This window comes from Kitasatospora sp. NBC_00240, from assembly GCF_026342405.1.
Taxonomy (GTDB): domain Bacteria; phylum Actinomycetota; class Actinomycetes; order Streptomycetales; family Streptomycetaceae; genus Kitasatospora.
On record NZ_JAPEMU010000001.1, the window covers coordinates 4,572,496 to 4,588,380 of the forward strand.

At 74.9% G+C, this 15,885-nt stretch carries 13 protein-coding genes, 1 tRNA gene and 1 riboswitch; of the genes, 9 read left to right on the top strand and 5 right to left on the bottom strand.

Annotated features, from left to right (window positions below; genetic code table 11):
• Positions 1–104 precede the first annotated feature (104 nt).
• The 8 genes from OG689_RS19285 (at position 105) to OG689_RS19320 (ending at position 10,284) form a co-directional block, all read left to right on the top strand.
• Positions 105–1,532: an MFS transporter gene (locus OG689_RS19285; RefSeq protein WP_266321961.1), complete on the top strand. Its 1,428-nt coding sequence runs from the start codon at positions 105–107 to the stop codon at positions 1,530–1,532.
• Positions 1,533–2,059: 527 nt separating this feature from the next.
• On the top strand, positions 2,060–3,697 hold the full coding sequence (locus OG689_RS19290; protein WP_266321963.1) for a TROVE domain-containing protein: 1,638 nt from the start codon (positions 2,060–2,062) through the stop codon (positions 3,695–3,697).
• A gap of 97 nt (positions 3,698–3,794) precedes the next feature.
• A complete protein-coding gene (lhgO, locus tag OG689_RS19295) occupies positions 3,795–5,030 on the top strand; it encodes an L-2-hydroxyglutarate oxidase (RefSeq protein WP_266321965.1) in 1,236 nt (411 codons plus the stop codon).
• 106 nt (positions 5,031–5,136) lie between these two features.
• Entirely contained in the window at positions 5,137–5,967 is an 831-nt protein-coding gene (gene trmB, locus OG689_RS19300; protein WP_266321966.1) for a tRNA (guanosine(46)-N7)-methyltransferase TrmB, read from the top strand.
• 96 nt (positions 5,968–6,063) lie between these two features.
• Positions 6,064–7,587 (top strand): PrsW family intramembrane metalloprotease, encoded by a 1,524-nt coding sequence (locus OG689_RS19305; protein WP_266321968.1) that lies wholly within the window; start codon positions 6,064–6,066, stop codon positions 7,585–7,587.
• 47 nt (positions 7,588–7,634) lie between these two features.
• Positions 7,635–7,708 (top strand) — tRNA-Met (locus OG689_RS19310).
• A gap of 312 nt (positions 7,709–8,020) precedes the next feature.
• Positions 8,021–8,830, top strand: coding sequence for a hypothetical protein (locus tag OG689_RS19315; RefSeq protein ID WP_266321970.1), 810 nt, complete (start codon positions 8,021–8,023; stop codon positions 8,828–8,830).
• Between the two features lie 359 nt (positions 8,831–9,189).
• Positions 9,190–10,284 (top strand): hypothetical protein, encoded by a 1,095-nt coding sequence (locus tag OG689_RS19320; protein ID WP_266321972.1) that lies wholly within the window; start codon positions 9,190–9,192, stop codon positions 10,282–10,284.
• A gap of 87 nt (positions 10,285–10,371) precedes the next feature.
• On the opposite strand, the gene OG689_RS19325 is transcribed toward OG689_RS19320, so the two are convergent.
• The 4 genes from OG689_RS19325 to OG689_RS19340 form a co-directional block, all read right to left on the bottom strand.
• Positions 10,372–11,130: a tyrosine-protein phosphatase gene (locus OG689_RS19325; RefSeq protein ID WP_266321973.1), complete on the bottom strand. Its 759-nt coding sequence runs from the start codon at positions 11,128–11,130 to the stop codon at positions 10,372–10,374.
• Between the two features lie 11 nt (positions 11,131–11,141).
• Complete coding sequence (locus OG689_RS19330) at positions 11,142–11,879, bottom strand: hypothetical protein (protein ID WP_266321974.1); 738 nt, start codon at positions 11,877–11,879, stop codon at positions 11,142–11,144.
• Positions 11,880–12,050: 171 nt separating this feature from the next.
• Entirely contained in the window at positions 12,051–12,773 is a 723-nt protein-coding gene (locus tag OG689_RS19335; RefSeq protein WP_266321975.1) for a sensor domain-containing protein, read from the bottom strand.
• 120 nt (positions 12,774–12,893) lie between these two features.
• Complete coding sequence (locus OG689_RS19340; protein WP_266321976.1) at positions 12,894–13,457, bottom strand: GNAT family N-acetyltransferase; 564 nt, start codon at positions 13,455–13,457, stop codon at positions 12,894–12,896.
• 34 nt (positions 13,458–13,491) lie between these two features.
• Here OG689_RS19340 and OG689_RS19345 point away from each other — a divergent pair, with 34 nt between their 5' ends.
• Positions 13,492–14,535 (top strand): hypothetical protein, encoded by a 1,044-nt coding sequence (locus OG689_RS19345; RefSeq protein WP_266321977.1) that lies wholly within the window; start codon positions 13,492–13,494, stop codon positions 14,533–14,535.
• A 142-nt stretch (positions 14,536–14,677) separates the two neighbouring features.
• Here the strand turns inward: OG689_RS19345 and OG689_RS19350 are convergent, their stop codons facing one another.
• Positions 14,678–15,529, bottom strand: coding sequence for a M23 family metallopeptidase (locus OG689_RS19350; RefSeq protein WP_266321979.1), 852 nt, complete (start codon positions 15,527–15,529; stop codon positions 14,678–14,680).
• Between the two features lie 12 nt (positions 15,530–15,541).
• Positions 15,542–15,704, bottom strand: a riboswitch (cyclic di-AMP (ydaO/yuaA leader).
• Between the last annotated feature and the right edge of the window lie 181 nt (positions 15,705–15,885).

The window sequence follows — 15,885 nt, forward strand, 5'->3', positions numbered from 1 at the left end:
CCCTTAACCCTCGGAACGCGTCCGACTACTCTAGGTGCAGCAGGATCGGCCCGGCGCAGCACCGGGCACCGCGCACAAACGTCGCAGGGGGTGCCGCCGCCACCATGACCGTCAGCCCACGAGGACCGAACGAACGGCTCGGCACGCTCCTGACCCTCGCCCAGATCAGCAACGCCGGCCTGGCCCGCCGGGTCAACGACCTCGGCGCGCAGCGGGGGTTGACGCTTCGCTACGACAAGACCTCGGTGGCCCGCTGGGTCAGCAAGGGCATGGTGCCACAGGGCCCGGTGCCGCACCTGATCGCGACCGCGATCGGCGGCAAGCTCGGCCGGCCCGTCCCGCTGGAGGAGATCGGCCTCGGCGACACCGACCCGACCCCCGAACTGGGCCTGGCCTTCCCGCGCGAGGTGTCGGAGGCGGTCCGGTCGGCGACCGATCTGTGGCGGGTCGACCTGGACCTGCGCCGCGGGCCCGGCGGCGGCCGCTGGAGCGACAGTCTGGCCGGCACCTTCTCGGTCTCGGCGTACGCGACGCCGGTCTCCCGCTGGCTGATCACCCCGGCGGACGGCTCGGTGGCCCGCGAGGCGCCGCCCAGCACCGCCGACCTGGCCTCCTACCGGGTCGGCCACTCGGACGCGCTGAAGCTCCGCGAGGCGGCCCAGGAGGCCCGCCGCTGGGACTCCAAGTACGGCGGCGGGGACTGGCGTTCGTCGATGGTGCCGGAGTGCCTGCGGGTCGAGGCCGCGCCGCTGCTGCTGGCCTCGTACAGCGACGCGGTGGGCCGGGCGCTGTTCGGCGCGACGGCCGAACTGACCAGGCTGGCCGGGTGGATGGCCTTCGACACCGGCCAGCACGAGGCGGCGCAGCGGTACTACATCCAGGCGCTGCGCCTCGCCCGGGCGGCGGCCGACGTGCCGCTCGGCGGGTACGTGCTGGCCTCGATGAGCCTGCAGGCGGGCTACCGGGGCTTCGCGGAGGAGGCGGTGGACCTCGCGCAGGCGGCCCTGGAGCGCAACCGGGGGCTGGCGACGGCCCGGACGATGAGCTTCTTCCACCTGGTGGAGGCACGGGCCCAGGCGAAGGCCCGCAATGCGGCGGCGTGTGCGACGGCGCTCGGCGCGGCGGAGAGCGCATTGGAACGGGCGCGCGCCGGGGACTGCGATCCCGCGTGGATCGACTTCTACGCCTACGACCGGCTGGCCGCCGACGCCGCGGAGTGCTTCCGGGACCTGGGCGTGCCGGCCAAGGTCCGCCAGTTCACCCGGGAGGCGCTGGCCAGGCCCACCGAGGGGTTCGTCCGCTCGCACGGGCTGCGGCTGGTGGTCTCCGCGATGGCCGAGGCCGAGGCGGGCGACCTGGACGCGGCGGTGGCGGCCGGCGAGCGGGCGGTCGACGTGGCCGGCCGGATCTCCTCCCAGCGCAGCCGCGAGTACGTGGTCGAGATGCTGGGCCGGCTGGAGCCCTTCAAGGGCGAGCGGCGGGTCCGGGAACTGACCGAACGGGCGCGGGCGATGCTGGTGGCGCCGGCCTGAGGCCGGGGGCCGGGGCCCTGCCCCTGGCACAGGCACGGGCACGGGCACGGGCACGGGCACGGGTAATTCGGATGCGGGTGCGAGAGACGGCTGGCTATCGTCCCTCCTGTCCGGGTGTGCAGGCAGAGGTTACTTCCACTGTTAATGGGCAGGTCGCGGGTTCGAGTCCCGTCGTCGACCTCGGGTCGGTGTAGCTCAGTCGGTAGAGCAGCTTGGCACCTCAGCCGCTTCTGATCTCCGGACACTCATCTGAAGAGCGTTTCAGCACCTCCCGGTGCACCGGCAGTGGTTACTTCTTGGTAGTGCGCCCTCGGGCGCTGCGGTTCGAGCCCGCGACACCACCGCCACCTCGATCTCGGGAGGCACAGCGCCGGGGTGCCCGGTGCGCGGGCAGCGGTTACTTCGTGGAGCATCCCCGGCGGGATGCGTGGAAGCGGACGTCTCACCGACCGCCGCCGCTCCGATCTCGGGCACCCCGCTTCGCCATGCCTCCCTCCCGTCTTCGCCAGTCAGCAGGGGGCTCCACCATGTCGCGCTTCAACGTCCGCAGGGCCCGGCCCGCACCCGTGTCGCCGGTGACCAGCACCGGCCTGCGGACGGTCAACCACGAGGGGGGCACCGGGTTCCTCCGCGACGAGAAGTCCGAGCTCTTCCTGCTGGCCGTGGCCAATACGGTGGGCGTCGACACCTTCTACGAGAAGGGCGCCGACCGCGACGACCGCTACGCCGCACTGGTCCGCGAACTCGCCGTCGCCGACCCGGAGTGGACCCTGGGCCTGCTCCGCTGGCTGCGGTACGGCGCCCGGCTGCGCACCGCCGCACTGGTAGGCGCCGCCGAGTTCACCCGGGCCCGACTGGACGCCGGGGCGCCCGGCTTCTCCCGCCAGGTGGTGGACGCCGTGCTGCAGCGCGCGGACGAGCCGGGCGAGCTGCTCGCGTACTGGACCTCCACGTACGGCCGAGCCCTGCCGAAGCCGCTGAAGCGCGGCGTCGCCGACGCCGTGCGCCGGCTCTACGACGGCCGGGCGCTGCTGAAGTACGACACCGCCTCGAAGGGGTTCCGCTTCGGCGACGTGCTGGAGCTGACCCACCCCTCGCCGGACCCGGCCAAGCCGTGGCAGGGCGCGCTGTTCAAGTACGCGCTGGACCGCCGCCACCACCCCGAGGACGCGGCGCCGCCGGCCGCCGACCGGCTGCTGAGCGCCAACCGCGAACTGCTGGCGCTGCCGGTCGCCGAGCGCCGGGCCGCCGTGACCGCCGAGGGCGGCGCCGAGCGGCTCGCCGCCGCGGGTCTGACCTGGGAGGCGCTGGCGGGCTGGCTGCAGGGCCCGCTGGACGCGGCCGTCTGGGAGGCGGTCATCCCGTCGATGGGCCCGATGGCCCTGGCCCGCAACCTGCGCAACTTCGACCAGGCCGGTGTCTCGGACGAGGTGGCGGCCACGGTGGCGGCCAGGATCCGCGACAAGGGCGAGGTGGCCCGCTCGAAGCAGTTCCCGTTCCGCTACTGGGCGGCGTACAAGCACGCGCCGTCCCTGCGCTGGGCCGAGGCGCTGGAGAAGGCGCTCGCGCTGTCGCTGGCAGCCGTCCCGGCGCTGCCGGGGCGGACGCTGATCCTGGTCGACCGCTCGCCGTCGATGTTCCCGGGCTTCGGCTACTCCACGCCCAACAGGTCGGACATCCCGCTGGCCGAGCAGGCCGCCGTCTTCGGGGCCGCGCTCGCCCTGCGGGCCGAGGCACCGACGCTGGTGCAGTTCGGCATGCGCAGCGAGGTGCTGCCCGTCCCCAGGGGCGGCAGCGTGCTGCGCCTGATCGAGAAGTTCGGGGAGATCGAGGGCACCGACATCCCGTCCGCCGTGAAGCAGCACTTCGCGGGGCACGACCGGGTGGTCGTGGTGACCGACGAGCAGACCCGGGCGGGCTGGCTGCCGTCCAACTGCCACGGGCACTGGGGCGGCATGCCCGAGACCCGGATCGACGACCTGGTCCCGGCCGACGTCCCGGTCTACATGTGGAACATGGCCGGCTACCGGGCCGGCGCCACCACGTCCGGCGCCGCGAACCGGCACACCTTCGGCGGCCTCACCGACGCCGCCTTCGGCCTGATCCCGCTGCTGGAGGCCGGGACGGACGCCGGCTGGCCGTGGGAGGCGCGGCCGCGCGGCTAGACACCTCCGGTCGCCACCGCCCGGTGGCGCCCTCGACCGGCACCGCCCGCCGTGGCAGCATCGGCGGCGGGCGGTACCGGGCGACGAAGGGGCAGCGGTGCGGTACGACTTCGAGGTGCTGGTGGTGGGCGGCGGCATCGTCGGCCTCTCCACCGCGTACGCGCTCACGCTGGAACGGCCGGGGCTGCGGCTCGGCGTGCTGGAGAAGGAGGCCGGCTTCGCCACCCACCAGAGCGGCCGCAACAGCGGGGTGATCCACAGCGGGGTCTACTACCGGCCGGGCTCGCTCAAGGCCGGGTACGCGGTCGGGGGCGCCGCCGAGATGGTGGAGTTCTGCCGCGAGCAGGGCGTCCCGTACGAGGTGACCGGCAAACTGATCGTCGCCACCGACCGGGCCGAACTGCCCCGGCTGCACGCGCTGGCCGCCCGCGGGCGGGAGAACGGCATCCCGGTCACCGAGCTGGGCCCGGCGCAGATCGCCGACCACGAGCCGGAGGTCGCCGGACTGGCCGCGCTGCACGTGGCCACCACCGGCATCTGCGACTTCCCCGCGGTCGCCCGCGGCTACGCCCGGCTGGCCGGGGAGGCCGGGGCCGCGCTGCTGCCCCGCACCGAGCTGCGGGCGGTGGCCCGCCGGGCGGACGGCGTGACCGTGCAGACCTCCGCGGGGGAGCTGCGCTGCGCGGTCCTGGTGAACTGCGCGGGCCTGCACAGCGACCGGGTGGCCCGGCTGGCCGGGGACGACCCGGGGGTGCGGATCGTGCCGTTCCGGGGCGAGTACTACGAGCTGGCCCCCGAGCGCCGGGGCCTGGTGCGCGGCCTGGTCTACCCGGTGCCGGACCCGGCGTTCCCGTTCCTCGGCGTGCACCTCACCCGTGGGGTGCACGGCGATGTGCACGTCGGCCCGAACGCGGTGCCGGCGCTGGCCCGCGAGGGCTACGACTGGCGGACCGTCCGCCCCCGCGAGCTGGCCGGGACGCTGGCCTTCCCCGGCGCCTGGCGGATCGCCCGCCGGCACTGGCGGTACGAGGCCGGCGAACTGCACCGCTCGCTGTCCAAGCGGGCCTTCACCACCGCCGTCCGCCGCCTGTTGCCCGCGGTGACCGAGGCGGACCTGGTGCCGGCCGCCGCCGGGGTCCGGGCGCAGGCGGTGGCCCGGGACGGCTCGCTGCTGGACGACTTCGCGTTCGCGGGCTTCGACCCGGACGACCCGCGCTCCACCCGGCGCCTGGTGCACGTGCTGAACGCCCCCTCGCCGGCCGCCACCGCCTCGCTGCCCATCGGCCGGGAGGTGGCCCGCCGGGCCCTGGCGGCGCTGGCCGCGGGCGGCTGAGCCGCGGTCCGGGCCGGCCGGCGGCGGGGCGGCGGGACGGGAGCTGCGTCACACCCCGCCGGGGCCCGGCCCGGGCCCCGGCGGCGCCCCTTAGACTTGGCCGATTGTGACTGCCACCGCTCCCGTCCCCCAGCCCTCCCCCTCCGTCCGGCTCTCCGCCGCACCGGCGGGGTACCCCGCGCCGATGTACCCGCACCGGGCCACCGAGGCCCAGCACAGCGAGCGGCGGATCCGCAGTTTCCAGCCGCGCCGGGGCCGGATGACCAACGCCCAGGCCGGCGCGCTGGACCGGGGCTGGGAGCAGTACGGGATCGCGATCGACGGCAGCCCGCTGTCGCTGCCCGAGCTCTTCGGCGGCCTCCCGGTGACCCTGGAGATCGGCTTCGGCATGGGCGAGACGACGGCCGCGATGGCCGCCGCCGACCCGGCGACGGGCATCCTCGCCGCCGATGTGCACACCCCCGGGCACGGCAACCTGCTCCAGCTGCTGGAGCGGGCCGGCTCGACCAACGTGCGACCGGCCGCCGGCGACGCGGTGATCCTGCTGCGCGACATGCTCAGCGACGCCTCGCTGGCCGGGCTGCGGGTCTACTTCGCCGACCCGTGGCCGAAGCCGAAGCACCACAAGCGCCGGCTGGTCCAGCCGTCCTTCCTGGAGCTCGTGCTGCCCCGGCTCGCCCCCGGCGCGCTGGTGCACTGCGCGACCGACTGGGAGCCGTACGCCGAGCAGATGCTGGAGGTGCTCTCCGCCTCCCCCGAGCTGGAGAACCTGCACCCGGAGGGCGACGGCACGGGCTGGCTGGAGCCGTCCGAGCACCCCGACGGCAGCGTGCCCGGCTACGCGCCGCGACCCGACTGGCGGCCGGTGACCAAGTTCGAGCGGGCCGGCATCGCCAAGGGGCACGTGGTGCACGATCTGCTGTTCCGCCGCCGCTGAGCGAATCCGCCCGTCCGGTCACCACGGGTGATCTTTCAGGTACGTATTGTGCCGAGGTCTCCCGCGGGGCCGGACGCGTCCCCTACCCTTTGCCGCGTGAGCAGCCCGTTCAGCGGGAGGTCCGCCCGCGCGGCGGCCGCCGCCGCTGACGCCCCGGACGCCCCCACGCGCGCCGCCGGCACCCGGACGATCCCGGGGCCCAGGACCCGCGGGGCCCACCGACCGCTGCCGATGACCGGATGGGCGGCGGCGGTGTCGCTCGCCCTGCCCGCCCTCGTGGCGGCCCCGGGAAGCACCGCGGCGGCCGCGTCTCCGGATGCCGCCGCGCCCACCGGGCCCGAGACCGCCGTACAGCCGGGCGAGGCCGGGCGCCGGCGCCGGCATCCGGTGCTGCGGCACCCCGCGCTGACCTCGGTGACCGCCGGGGCGGTGCTGGCACTGGCCGGCTGCGCGGTGCTGATCCTGCACCTGGTGCGGCGCCAGACCGGCACCACCGGGCTGTTCGTCGGCCTCGGGCTGGCCCTGCTGCCGCTGCCCTTCGTGCTGGGGGCGCTGGCCTGGCTCAACCAGACCGCCCGGGTACCGCTGCGGCACCTGCTGTTCTGTCTGGCCTGGGGCTCCAGTGCGGCCACCACGGTGGCGATCCTGGCCAACGGCTGGGCCAGCGACTTCCTGATCGCCCACCAGGGGCTGCGCGGCGAGACGCTGGGCGCCGACTTCGCCACCCCGCTGATCGAGGAGAGCGCCAAGGGGGCCGCCCTGCTGCTGCTCCTGCTGCCGGTGCGCCGCCGGCTGCGCTGCCATGCCGAACGCGGCTGCGCGGTGCTGCTGCGCCGGGGCAGGGCGGCCCGCCCGAGGCTGCGCGTCAATCTGCCGCCGCGCGCCTACGCCCGCCTACGCAGCGTGGCGCACGCCCGCCCGCACCTGCGGCTGCGCCCCTACCTGCGGCCGCTGCCGTACCTGCGCCCCTACCCGCGCACCCGGACCCACCCGCGGGCCCGCTCCCGCCCGCGCACGCTGGCCGCCGGGATCGTCCTCGGCGGCGTCACCGCCTGCGGCTTCGCGTTCACCGAGAACGCGCTGTACCTGGGCCGGGCCTTCACCGACGACCAGCAGCAGCGCCTGGACAGCATCGGCCTCGGCGAGACGCCGAGCCTGCGGGACTTCGACGGCACCGTGCAGACCTTCGTGCTGCGCGGCCTGCTGTCCCCCTTCGCCCATCCGCTGTTCACCGCACTGACCGGGCTGGGCCTGGCGATCACGCTGACCACCGGCCGCCGCTGGCCGGCCCGGCTGGCGGCCCCGGGCGGTCTGCTGCTGGCGATGGCCCTGCACGGCGCCTGGAACGCCGCCGCGGGCCTGGGGACCCACGGCTTCCTGCTGGTGTACGGGACGCTGATGGTGCCGTGCTTCGCGGCCCTGGTCGCCTTCGCGGTGTGGGCCCGGGCCCGGACGGCGCAGCACGCCGGCCGCCGGGCGGCGCCCGCCCCGGCCCCCGCTCCGCTCCCGGTCACCGCCTGGCCCGCCACCACACCCCCCGCCAGCACACCCTCGGCCACCACACCCTCGGCCGCTGGCCCACCGGCCTCCCCGCCGGCCGGCCGACCCCCCGCCCGGTAAACCGATTTCCCATTCGGGCCACATCCACGTACTGTTGTGTTTACCGACGCGGGGTGGAGCAGCTCGGTAGCTCGCTGGGCTCATAACCCAGAGGTCGCAGGTTCAAATCCTGTCCCCGCTACTCAGTAGCACAGAAGGCCCGGCAGATCATCTGCCGGGCCTTCTGCTGTATCCGGACCCGGTGGGGACCGGACCCACGCGTCCGGGCCGCACATCCCGGCACGGGGGCGCGTCCGGGCAGGTCGGACGCTGCCGCCCGGCCGCCGCCGGCACAAGCGTCCGGTACGGTCCGGTCACGGAATTCCCGGTCCTGGCACGAACAGGTAACGCGCTCGGAAAACCGCCCGCGAACCTCGCCGGACTTCATCACAATGATCTCCGAGCGATACGTCCGGCCCGGATGCGGTCGCCCATCACTTCAGGGGGAAGTTCCATGCCAGCAAAGCGCTTCGTGTACGCATCAATTGCCTGTGCACTGCTCGCCGCGGGCGCCACCGCCTGCGGCGGCGACACGGCGGGCGACAAGGCCGGCGACAAGGCCGGGGCGGCCGCCCCGCCCGCCAAGGCGGAGTCGATCGCCGTCGACAAGCTCGGCGCCGAGGAGATCGTCAAGCAGGCCCAGACCGCGATGGGCGGGCTCCAGTCGGTCAAGGTCGACGGCACCCTGACCGTCGACGGCGGCAAGCTGACCTTCGACCTCGCCGCCAGCAAGGCCGGCGACTGCACCGGCAGCGTCGGCACCGGCAGCGAGGGCAAGGTCGAGGTGGTCCGGATCGGCAGCCAGACCTGGATCAAGCCGGACGCGGTCTTCTGGAACACGGTGGCCGCCAAGGAGGGCAACGCCAGGAGCGGCGCCGTACTGGCCGAGCTCTTCAAGGGCCGCTACATCACCAACGGGCAGGACGACCCGAGCCTGAAGGAGATGGCGCAGGTCTGCGACCTCGTCGGGGCCATCAGCAAGGACGACGGCACCAGCGGCGACAAGTACACCAAGGGCGCGGCCGCCGACGTCAACGGCACCAAGGCCTTCAGCGTCACCGCCACCGACTCCGACGGCGAGAACAGCACGCTGTACATCGCCACCCAGGGCAAGCCGTACCTGGTGCGGATGGAGCAGACCGCGGGCGCCGAGCCGGGGCAGCTGACCTTCAGCGACTTCGACAAGCCGCTCGACCTGAAGGCCCCGCCGGCCGACAACGTGATCGACTTCTCGATGGTCAAGCAGAAGCTCCGGCCCGCCTGAGCCCGCCCCGGGAAAACCGCCGCTTAATTCCGTTGCCCCCACTCGGGTCGCGTGCCTATCGTGGCGGCACACTGAAAGGAGGTGATCCTGGTTGAGTACCGTCAGGATGTGTGAGGTGGCTGCTCGCTAGAGCCGCCCCTGCCTGTGCAGTTGAGGTCGTGATCGGCCTCCGGCGGCAGGCGATTCCCAAGCAGTCACCCGGCCCGTGGGCTCACCGGAACATCCCCGGTGCCCTGGTGCCAGCAGCCCGGCGCCGGGCTCTGGCAGCAGGGAGCAGCCCACGGGCCGTCTGCGTGTCCGGGCCGCCCCCGTTGGGTACAGTCGGCCCGACTTCACGGGGCTGACGCAGGGGGTAGGCGATGGCGGGGGCAAGGGCGGCCGGGGGCGCGGCGCAGCTGCGGGCTGCGCGGCGGACGGCGGCGGCAGGCCTGCTCGGAGTGGGACTGGCCGGGTTACTTCTCTTCGGGCTGGGGCGGGCGCACCCCTTGCAGGCTCTGGGCGGCGGACTGGTGGTCGCCGGCGCGGCCGCGGTGCTGGGCGGCGCCCTGGGGTTCCTGTTCGGCGTGCCGCGGATGCGCTCCGGCGAGCAGCCCGGCCCGGCCGGCGGTCCGGCGCGGGACTCGTACGTGCCGAACACCAACCTCGAGCAGGTCTCGGACTGGCTGACCAAGGTGCTGCTCGGCGTAGGTCTGACCCAGCTGGGCTCGCTCGGCGCCCGGCTGCACCAGCTCGGCGCGGCGCTCGCCCCGGCGCTCGGCGGTGATCCGGGGGCGGCGCCGTTCGCGGCCGCGCTGGTGCTGTACTTCCTGGTGCTCGGGTTCCTGGCCGGCTGGCTGGCCACCCGGCTGCTGCTGCCCCGGGCCCTGTCGGACGCCGACCGCGCGCTGGAGCTCTTCCTCGCCGGGCAGGACCGGGACCGCAAGGGCGACAAGGTCGGCGCGGACGACCTGCGGGTCCGGGCGATGCAGCACCTGGGGCTGCTGGGCAGCAGTACCGACCGTCCGGAGACCGTCCGGGAGCAGTTGCCGCCCGCCGGCGACGCCAGCCCGGAGAACGTGGTGGCCGAGGTGCGGTCGACCGCCCGGCGCTCGGCCCTGACGGCGGAGCAGGTCAGGGAGCTGTTCGCGGACGGCTCGGAGGGCCGGCGGGTGCAGGCGCTCGCGCTGATGCAGGGCGATCCGGCGCTGGCCGATCTCGGCAGCGTCCTGGAGGCGATCGAGCGCCCCCGCTCGGGCTTCGAGCAGTACCACGCGCTGCTGGCGGCCCGCGGCCTGCTCTCCCGGCTGGCCGCCGGGGAGTGGCACCGGCTGCGGGACGCCGTGGCCTCGCAGCTGGTCGCCCCGGAGGGCATCCCGTACGGCTCGGACCGGAGCTGGCTGGCGGAGAAGATCCTGGCCCGGGTGGACGCCGCGCCGGCCGTGCCCCGCCAGCCCGCGGCGCAGGGCCGACCCTAGGGCTTGACCGGCCCCCGCCCCCGGTGGTGCGGAAGCCGACCGCCGACCGGCGCGCCCGCCCGGGCTCACGCCGGGCTCAGGCCGGGTTCAGGCCGGTTCGAGGAAGAGCTCCCGCAGGCGGGCCAGGCCCGCCTCGCCGAGTCCGGCCCCGGCCAGGAACGCGGGCAGGGAGCCGTGGCGTTCGCGCAGCGCGGCCAGCGCCCCGGTGATCAGCCCGGGGCCGACGATCTCGGTGAACCGGACGACGCCGTTGGCGTCCAGGTACTCCTGCGGGACGCCGTCCAGCAGCCCGAGGCCCAGGTTGGAGAGCAGGTAGTCGTCGACGATGTCCTCGTCGGGGACCCCGAGCACGCTGAGCAGCACGGCCACCGCGATGCCGGTGCGGTCGCGGCCGACGGCGCAGTGCAGCAGCGCGGGCAGCGCCTCGGGCTCGGTGAGCCGGCCGAGCAGGGCCGGCAGGGTGCCGGCGGCGGCGTCGGTGATCAGGCGGTACGCCTCGTCGAGCGGCTCGCCGTAGTGGTCGACGCCGTCCTGCGGGAGCAGCGGGTGGTGGGCGGTGCTGACGTCCAGGCCGTCCAGGCGGTCGGGCCGGACCAGCATCTCCGCCGGGTCCCGCAGGTCGAGGACGGTGCGGACGCCGAGCTTGGCGAGGGCCCGGCTGCCCTCAGGGGTGAGCTCGGCGAGCCAGCCGGACCGGTACAGCAGCCCGGTGCGCACCCGCCGGCCGTCGGCGGCGGCGAACCCGCCGACGTCGCGGGCGTTGCGGACGCCGGGTATGTCGAGCAGGCGGTGGGCGCCGGGCACGGCCGCAGGGCCGCCGGTCACGGGCGGGTCGGTGAGGTCCATGGGCAGACACGCTAACGGCTGGGCGCCCCGGCGGGTCGGCGGATCCGGGAGCGGGCGTGGGTCAGCACCAGGATCCGCCGGGTGCGGCCGTCGCCGGGACGGGGGAAGGCACGGATCTCGCTGCTGACCCGGTGTCGGCCGAGCTCCCGGCGCAGGTCTGCCAGGTGCGGGCAGCGCCGGCCGTCGCCGTCGTGCAGGGGGTAGATCCGGGCCTCGCCGCCGGGGGCGGTGACCCGGACGAGTTCCAGCAGTCCGGCGAGCTGGTGCCGGGGGCCGAACTGGCCGGGGTAGGCGAGCAGCAGGTACCCGCTGAGGGTGAGGGCGAAGGTGTGGTCGGCGAACGGGAGCCTGGGCAGCGCGGCGGCGACGTAGTCCTCGGGGTGGGCGGCGGTGTCGGCGGCGAACAGCCGGCGGGCGCGGTCCCAGCTGCGCAGGTAGCGGTCGGGCGGGAGGTCGCGGGGGGCCGGGTAGAGGTGCGGCGTGGCCCGCATGGCCCCGGCCATCGCGTCCCGGCCGGCCAGCGCGCGGGCGGTGACGGCGGGCAGCGGCGCGGCGTACGCGGGGTCGGCGGCGATGACGTGGCAGCCGAGGGCGCGGGCCTCGGCGGTGAGGCCGGCGGCCCCGCCCGGGCAGTCCAGGACGGGGCCGGCGACGGCGGCGAGGGCGGCCCGGGTGAGGCCGAAGAGCCCGCAGTACTCGTCCAGGGGACGCGAGGTCAGCAGGATCTCGGGGGCGGCTGGTTCGGCCATGACGATCATCGGACCACGGGCCGGGGCTGCCCGCACCCGGGACGGTCCGGCGGCGTGGTCCGCCGCCGGACCGTCCCGGCCTGCCTGCTTGCCTCCCTGCCTGCTTGCCTCCCTGCCTCCCTGCCCGCCTGCCCGCCTGCCCGCCACGGGTGCCCGCCGCAGGTGTCGGGCTCAGCCGCCGAGCAGGCCGCGGACCGCCAGCCGGTTGACGTTGGTCGTCGCGCGGACCAGCAGCGGGGTCAGGAAGACCAGCACGAACCCGACCGCGGACATCCCGGCGATCTGCACGGGTGACTCGATGAAGTACTGGTGGTGCCGGCCGTCCTTGGTGAAGTCGAAGAGCTGGTAGCCGGGCCACGGCGTCCAGCGGGCGAAGACCCAGTGGTAGAGCGGGTAGGCGGCGACCACCCAGCCGGTGACCAGGAAGGTCAGCGACAGCGTGAAGGTGAGGATCGCCCAGGGGAACATCAGGACCAGGTACAGCACGGCCTTCCAGCCGGCCGCGTCGCCGAGGCGGCCGGTGACGCCGCCCCAGAATCCGGGACGGGCCGGCCGGACCGGTGCGGGGGCCGGGACGTCCAGGGCGAGCAGGCCCCGGGCCCGGGCCCGCTCCAGGGCGCCGAAGCCCCGGGCCGAACCGAGCAGCGCCACCAGCACCGGCAGCCCGATCGCGGTGACCAGGGTGCCGAGGCCGAGCGAGAACAGGGTGACGGCGACGACGAACCCGGCGACGGCGATCGGCAGGCCGCCGAGGGTGAAACCGACCTCGCGGAAGTACGAGCGGCTGAACGGCGCCCGCCAGAACCCGGGGGCCGGCCGGGCCCCGCCGCCCCGGGCCGGGCGGTGGGCCTCGTAGCCGTCGTACTCGCCGCGTTCCGCGCTGCTGCTGATCATGGCCGCCTCGGTCCCTCGTGGTGTTCCGGTTCGCTTCCTGCTGACACCTCAACGGTCCCGCGGACGGCGCGGCGGCGGTATCCGGCCCACCGGCCGGTCCGGGGTGGGGTTAACCCCCTGTCAGCCGCCCTGGGCGGTCCACTCGTCCTCCAGCAGCGAGTACTGCTGGGCGTCGTGCCAGGTCCCGCGCAGGTACAGGTCGTGCCGGATCCGGCCCTCCAGCTGGAACCCGGCTTTGGTCAGCACCCGGGCGGAGGCGGTGTTGGCGGGGTCGACCCGGGCGTACAGCCGGTGCAGTCCGAGGGTGCCGAAGCCGAAGCCGCAGATCAGCCGGGTGATCTCGCTGGCGTAGCCCAGGCCCCAGGTGTCGCGGCGCAGCGCGTAGCCGACGAAGCCGGCGCGCTGGGGCTCCACCCCGAGCACGGCGTTACCGATCGGCACGGCGTCCTCGCCGTCCTCCAGGCGGGTCACGGCCAGGCGGTAGGTGCTGCGCGGATCCTTCTGCGCCTCTTCGAGGTAGAGCGCGATCTGGTCGGCGCAGGTCTCCCGGTCGCGTGGTTCGAAGGGGAGGTATCGGGCCGTCTCGGGATCGCCGAAGACGGCGTGCAACGCGTCGATGTCGCCGGGGGTGTGGTGGAACTCGCGGATGACCAGACGCGGGCCGGTGAGCAGTACGGGGACCATGTCCGCCAACGGTACAGCGGCTACCGTACGTCACATGAACGACGATGACCTGCGGCTCGCCCCTCGTACCCGGACCGCCGAGCTGACCGCCTGGGCGCGGGCCCAGGACCGCGGGCCGGTGGCCGAGGGCCCGCTGCGGGCGGTGCTGACGCTGCTCGAACTCGGCGGCGGCCGGATCCGCGACGGCTGGCCCGAGCTGACCTCGGCGGCCGTCGAGCACCTGCTGTACGAGCGGCTCTACCTGTACGTGCAGCCGGCGCCCGGCGAGGACCCGCTGGCGTACGGCGCGGCGGTGCGGCTGCTGATCGACCATCAGCGGGCGGCGAAGCGGCTGAACGCCAAGCGGCAGGAGCGGCTGCTGGCCGAGGCCGAGTGGCAGGGCGAGGTGGCGACCGGCCTGCTGCGCCGCGCGGACCTGGTGACCTGGCCCCGGCTGTACACCCTGCTGCTGCGCGCGGACGGCGTGGCGGTGGACGACCCGGCGGCGGTCCGGGCCTGGCTGGACGGGTTCCGCGAGCTCGGCCCGGCGGAGCGGATCGCGGCGTACGAGGCGCTGGAGGACTCCGGCGTGCTGGACCGGGTGGACGGCGACGGCGGCTGGGGTCCCACCCGGCTGATGTCGGTCGGGATGGCCACCGACGGAGCCCGGATGCTGCTGGAGAACGGGCTGATGGAGCGCAGCTACCGCAACCTGGCCGAGCTGAACGCGCTGGGCCGGCCGATGCCGCAGGAGCTCGCCGGGGACTTCGAGTCCTTCGAGGCGGCGGCGGCCGTGGAGGCGATGCGGCTGTTCGGCGAGTGGACGGTGCCGGGGCTGCCCCGGCTGCTGGTGGAGGAGTACTCCGACCTGGCGCCGGAGCCGGGCCCGGAGGAGATCGAGGCGTACCTGGCGCAGCTGCCCCAGGAGCCCGAGGGCGAGGTCGGCCCGGACGGCCAGGAGCAGTGGGACGGTCAGGAGCAGTGGGCCACGGAGGAGGAGTGGGCCGGCGAGGAGCAGTGGGCCGAGGAGGACGCTGCGGCGCCGGGCTCCCCCGAGGGGTCGGCCGGGGCGCCGGAGCCGGACCGCCCGCGGGAGTGACGGCCCGCCGGTCCCGGCGGGGGCCGGGGCCGGGAGGGTCCGTCAGGGGGTGGCGGCAGGCCCGGCGGGGCGTGCCGCCGCCCGCCGGCACGAGGGCCGACCCGTCGGGGCAGGGCCCCATCCGTCAGGGCGGGCCGATCCGTCAGGGGGTGAGGCCGCGCTGCTCCAGCCAGCTCTCCGGGTCGACGGGGGCGCCGCCGTCCGGGCGGACCTCCAGGTGCAGGTGCGGGCCGGTCACGTTGCCGGTGGCGCCGACCTTGCCGATCTGCTGGCCGGGCACGACCTTGCCGGAGGCCTTGATGATCGAGGAGAGGTGGCAGTACCAGATCTCGGTGCCGTCGGGCAGGGTCTGGATGATCCGGTAGCCGTACGAGCCGGACCAGCCGGCCGAGGTGATGGTGCCGGAGCCGACCGAGTACACCGGGGTGCCGGTGGAGGCGGCGAAGTCGAGGCCGGTGTGCAGGTGCGACCAGTACGAGGCGCTCTGCCCGTAGTGGGCGGAGAGGAAGTAGTCGCGGACCGGCAGCTGGATCGCGGCGAGCTTGGCCTTCTCGGCGGCCGCGGCGGCCTTCTGGGCCTCCTGCTGCTGGGTGGCGCGCTTGGCCTCGGCCTCCTTGGCGGCCTGCAGGCGGGCGCCCTCCTCGGCGGCGGTGCGCTGGCTGTCGGCCTGCAGCTGGATGCGGGCGGCGAGGGCCAGGCCGGGATCGGCGGAGAGCACGGTGGTCTCGTCCGGCGAGATCACGGCGGGTGCGGCGGCGGGGGTCGCGGAGGCGAATCCGGTGGCGCCGAGGGTGGCGGCCACCGCGGTGACACCGAGCAGCGGGCCGGTTCCGCGGGTCTGACGGGGCATCCGGTGCCGGTTGCTGTCGGCCGGCGGGGCGGTCTCGTCCCGGGCCTCGCCGTACGCACCGCCGTGGGCGGGCGGCCAGGGGTGGTCGAGCAGCTGGGTGCCGGTGGAACCCGGGAGGTGTGCCGGAGAGTGCGACGACGCCACGGAGGCGCGCTCCTTTCCTTCCTTCGCGCCTACCGGGTTAGCTGACGGGTTCGGAGCAGGAAGGTCTCCTACGGCCGGGCCTGGGCCTGGCCGATTCACCCCAAGGAACGGTGGTTCCCCGGCTCCCTGACCTGCCCCGGAGGGCCGGTCGTGCGGGATTAGGCGAGCGCACGGTGCCGTGGATACGGCGTTGCCGACCGCGCTGCGTTATCAAACGTTAATCCTAGGAGCCCCTGATTCCAAGCCGTCCAGGGAGGGCAGTCAACATTTTCATGGGGCGGAATGGGCGATTTGGCATGGTTACCATCCGGGGGCACTACGGATCGTGAACAGGCGTCAACAAACCGCACCTGAAT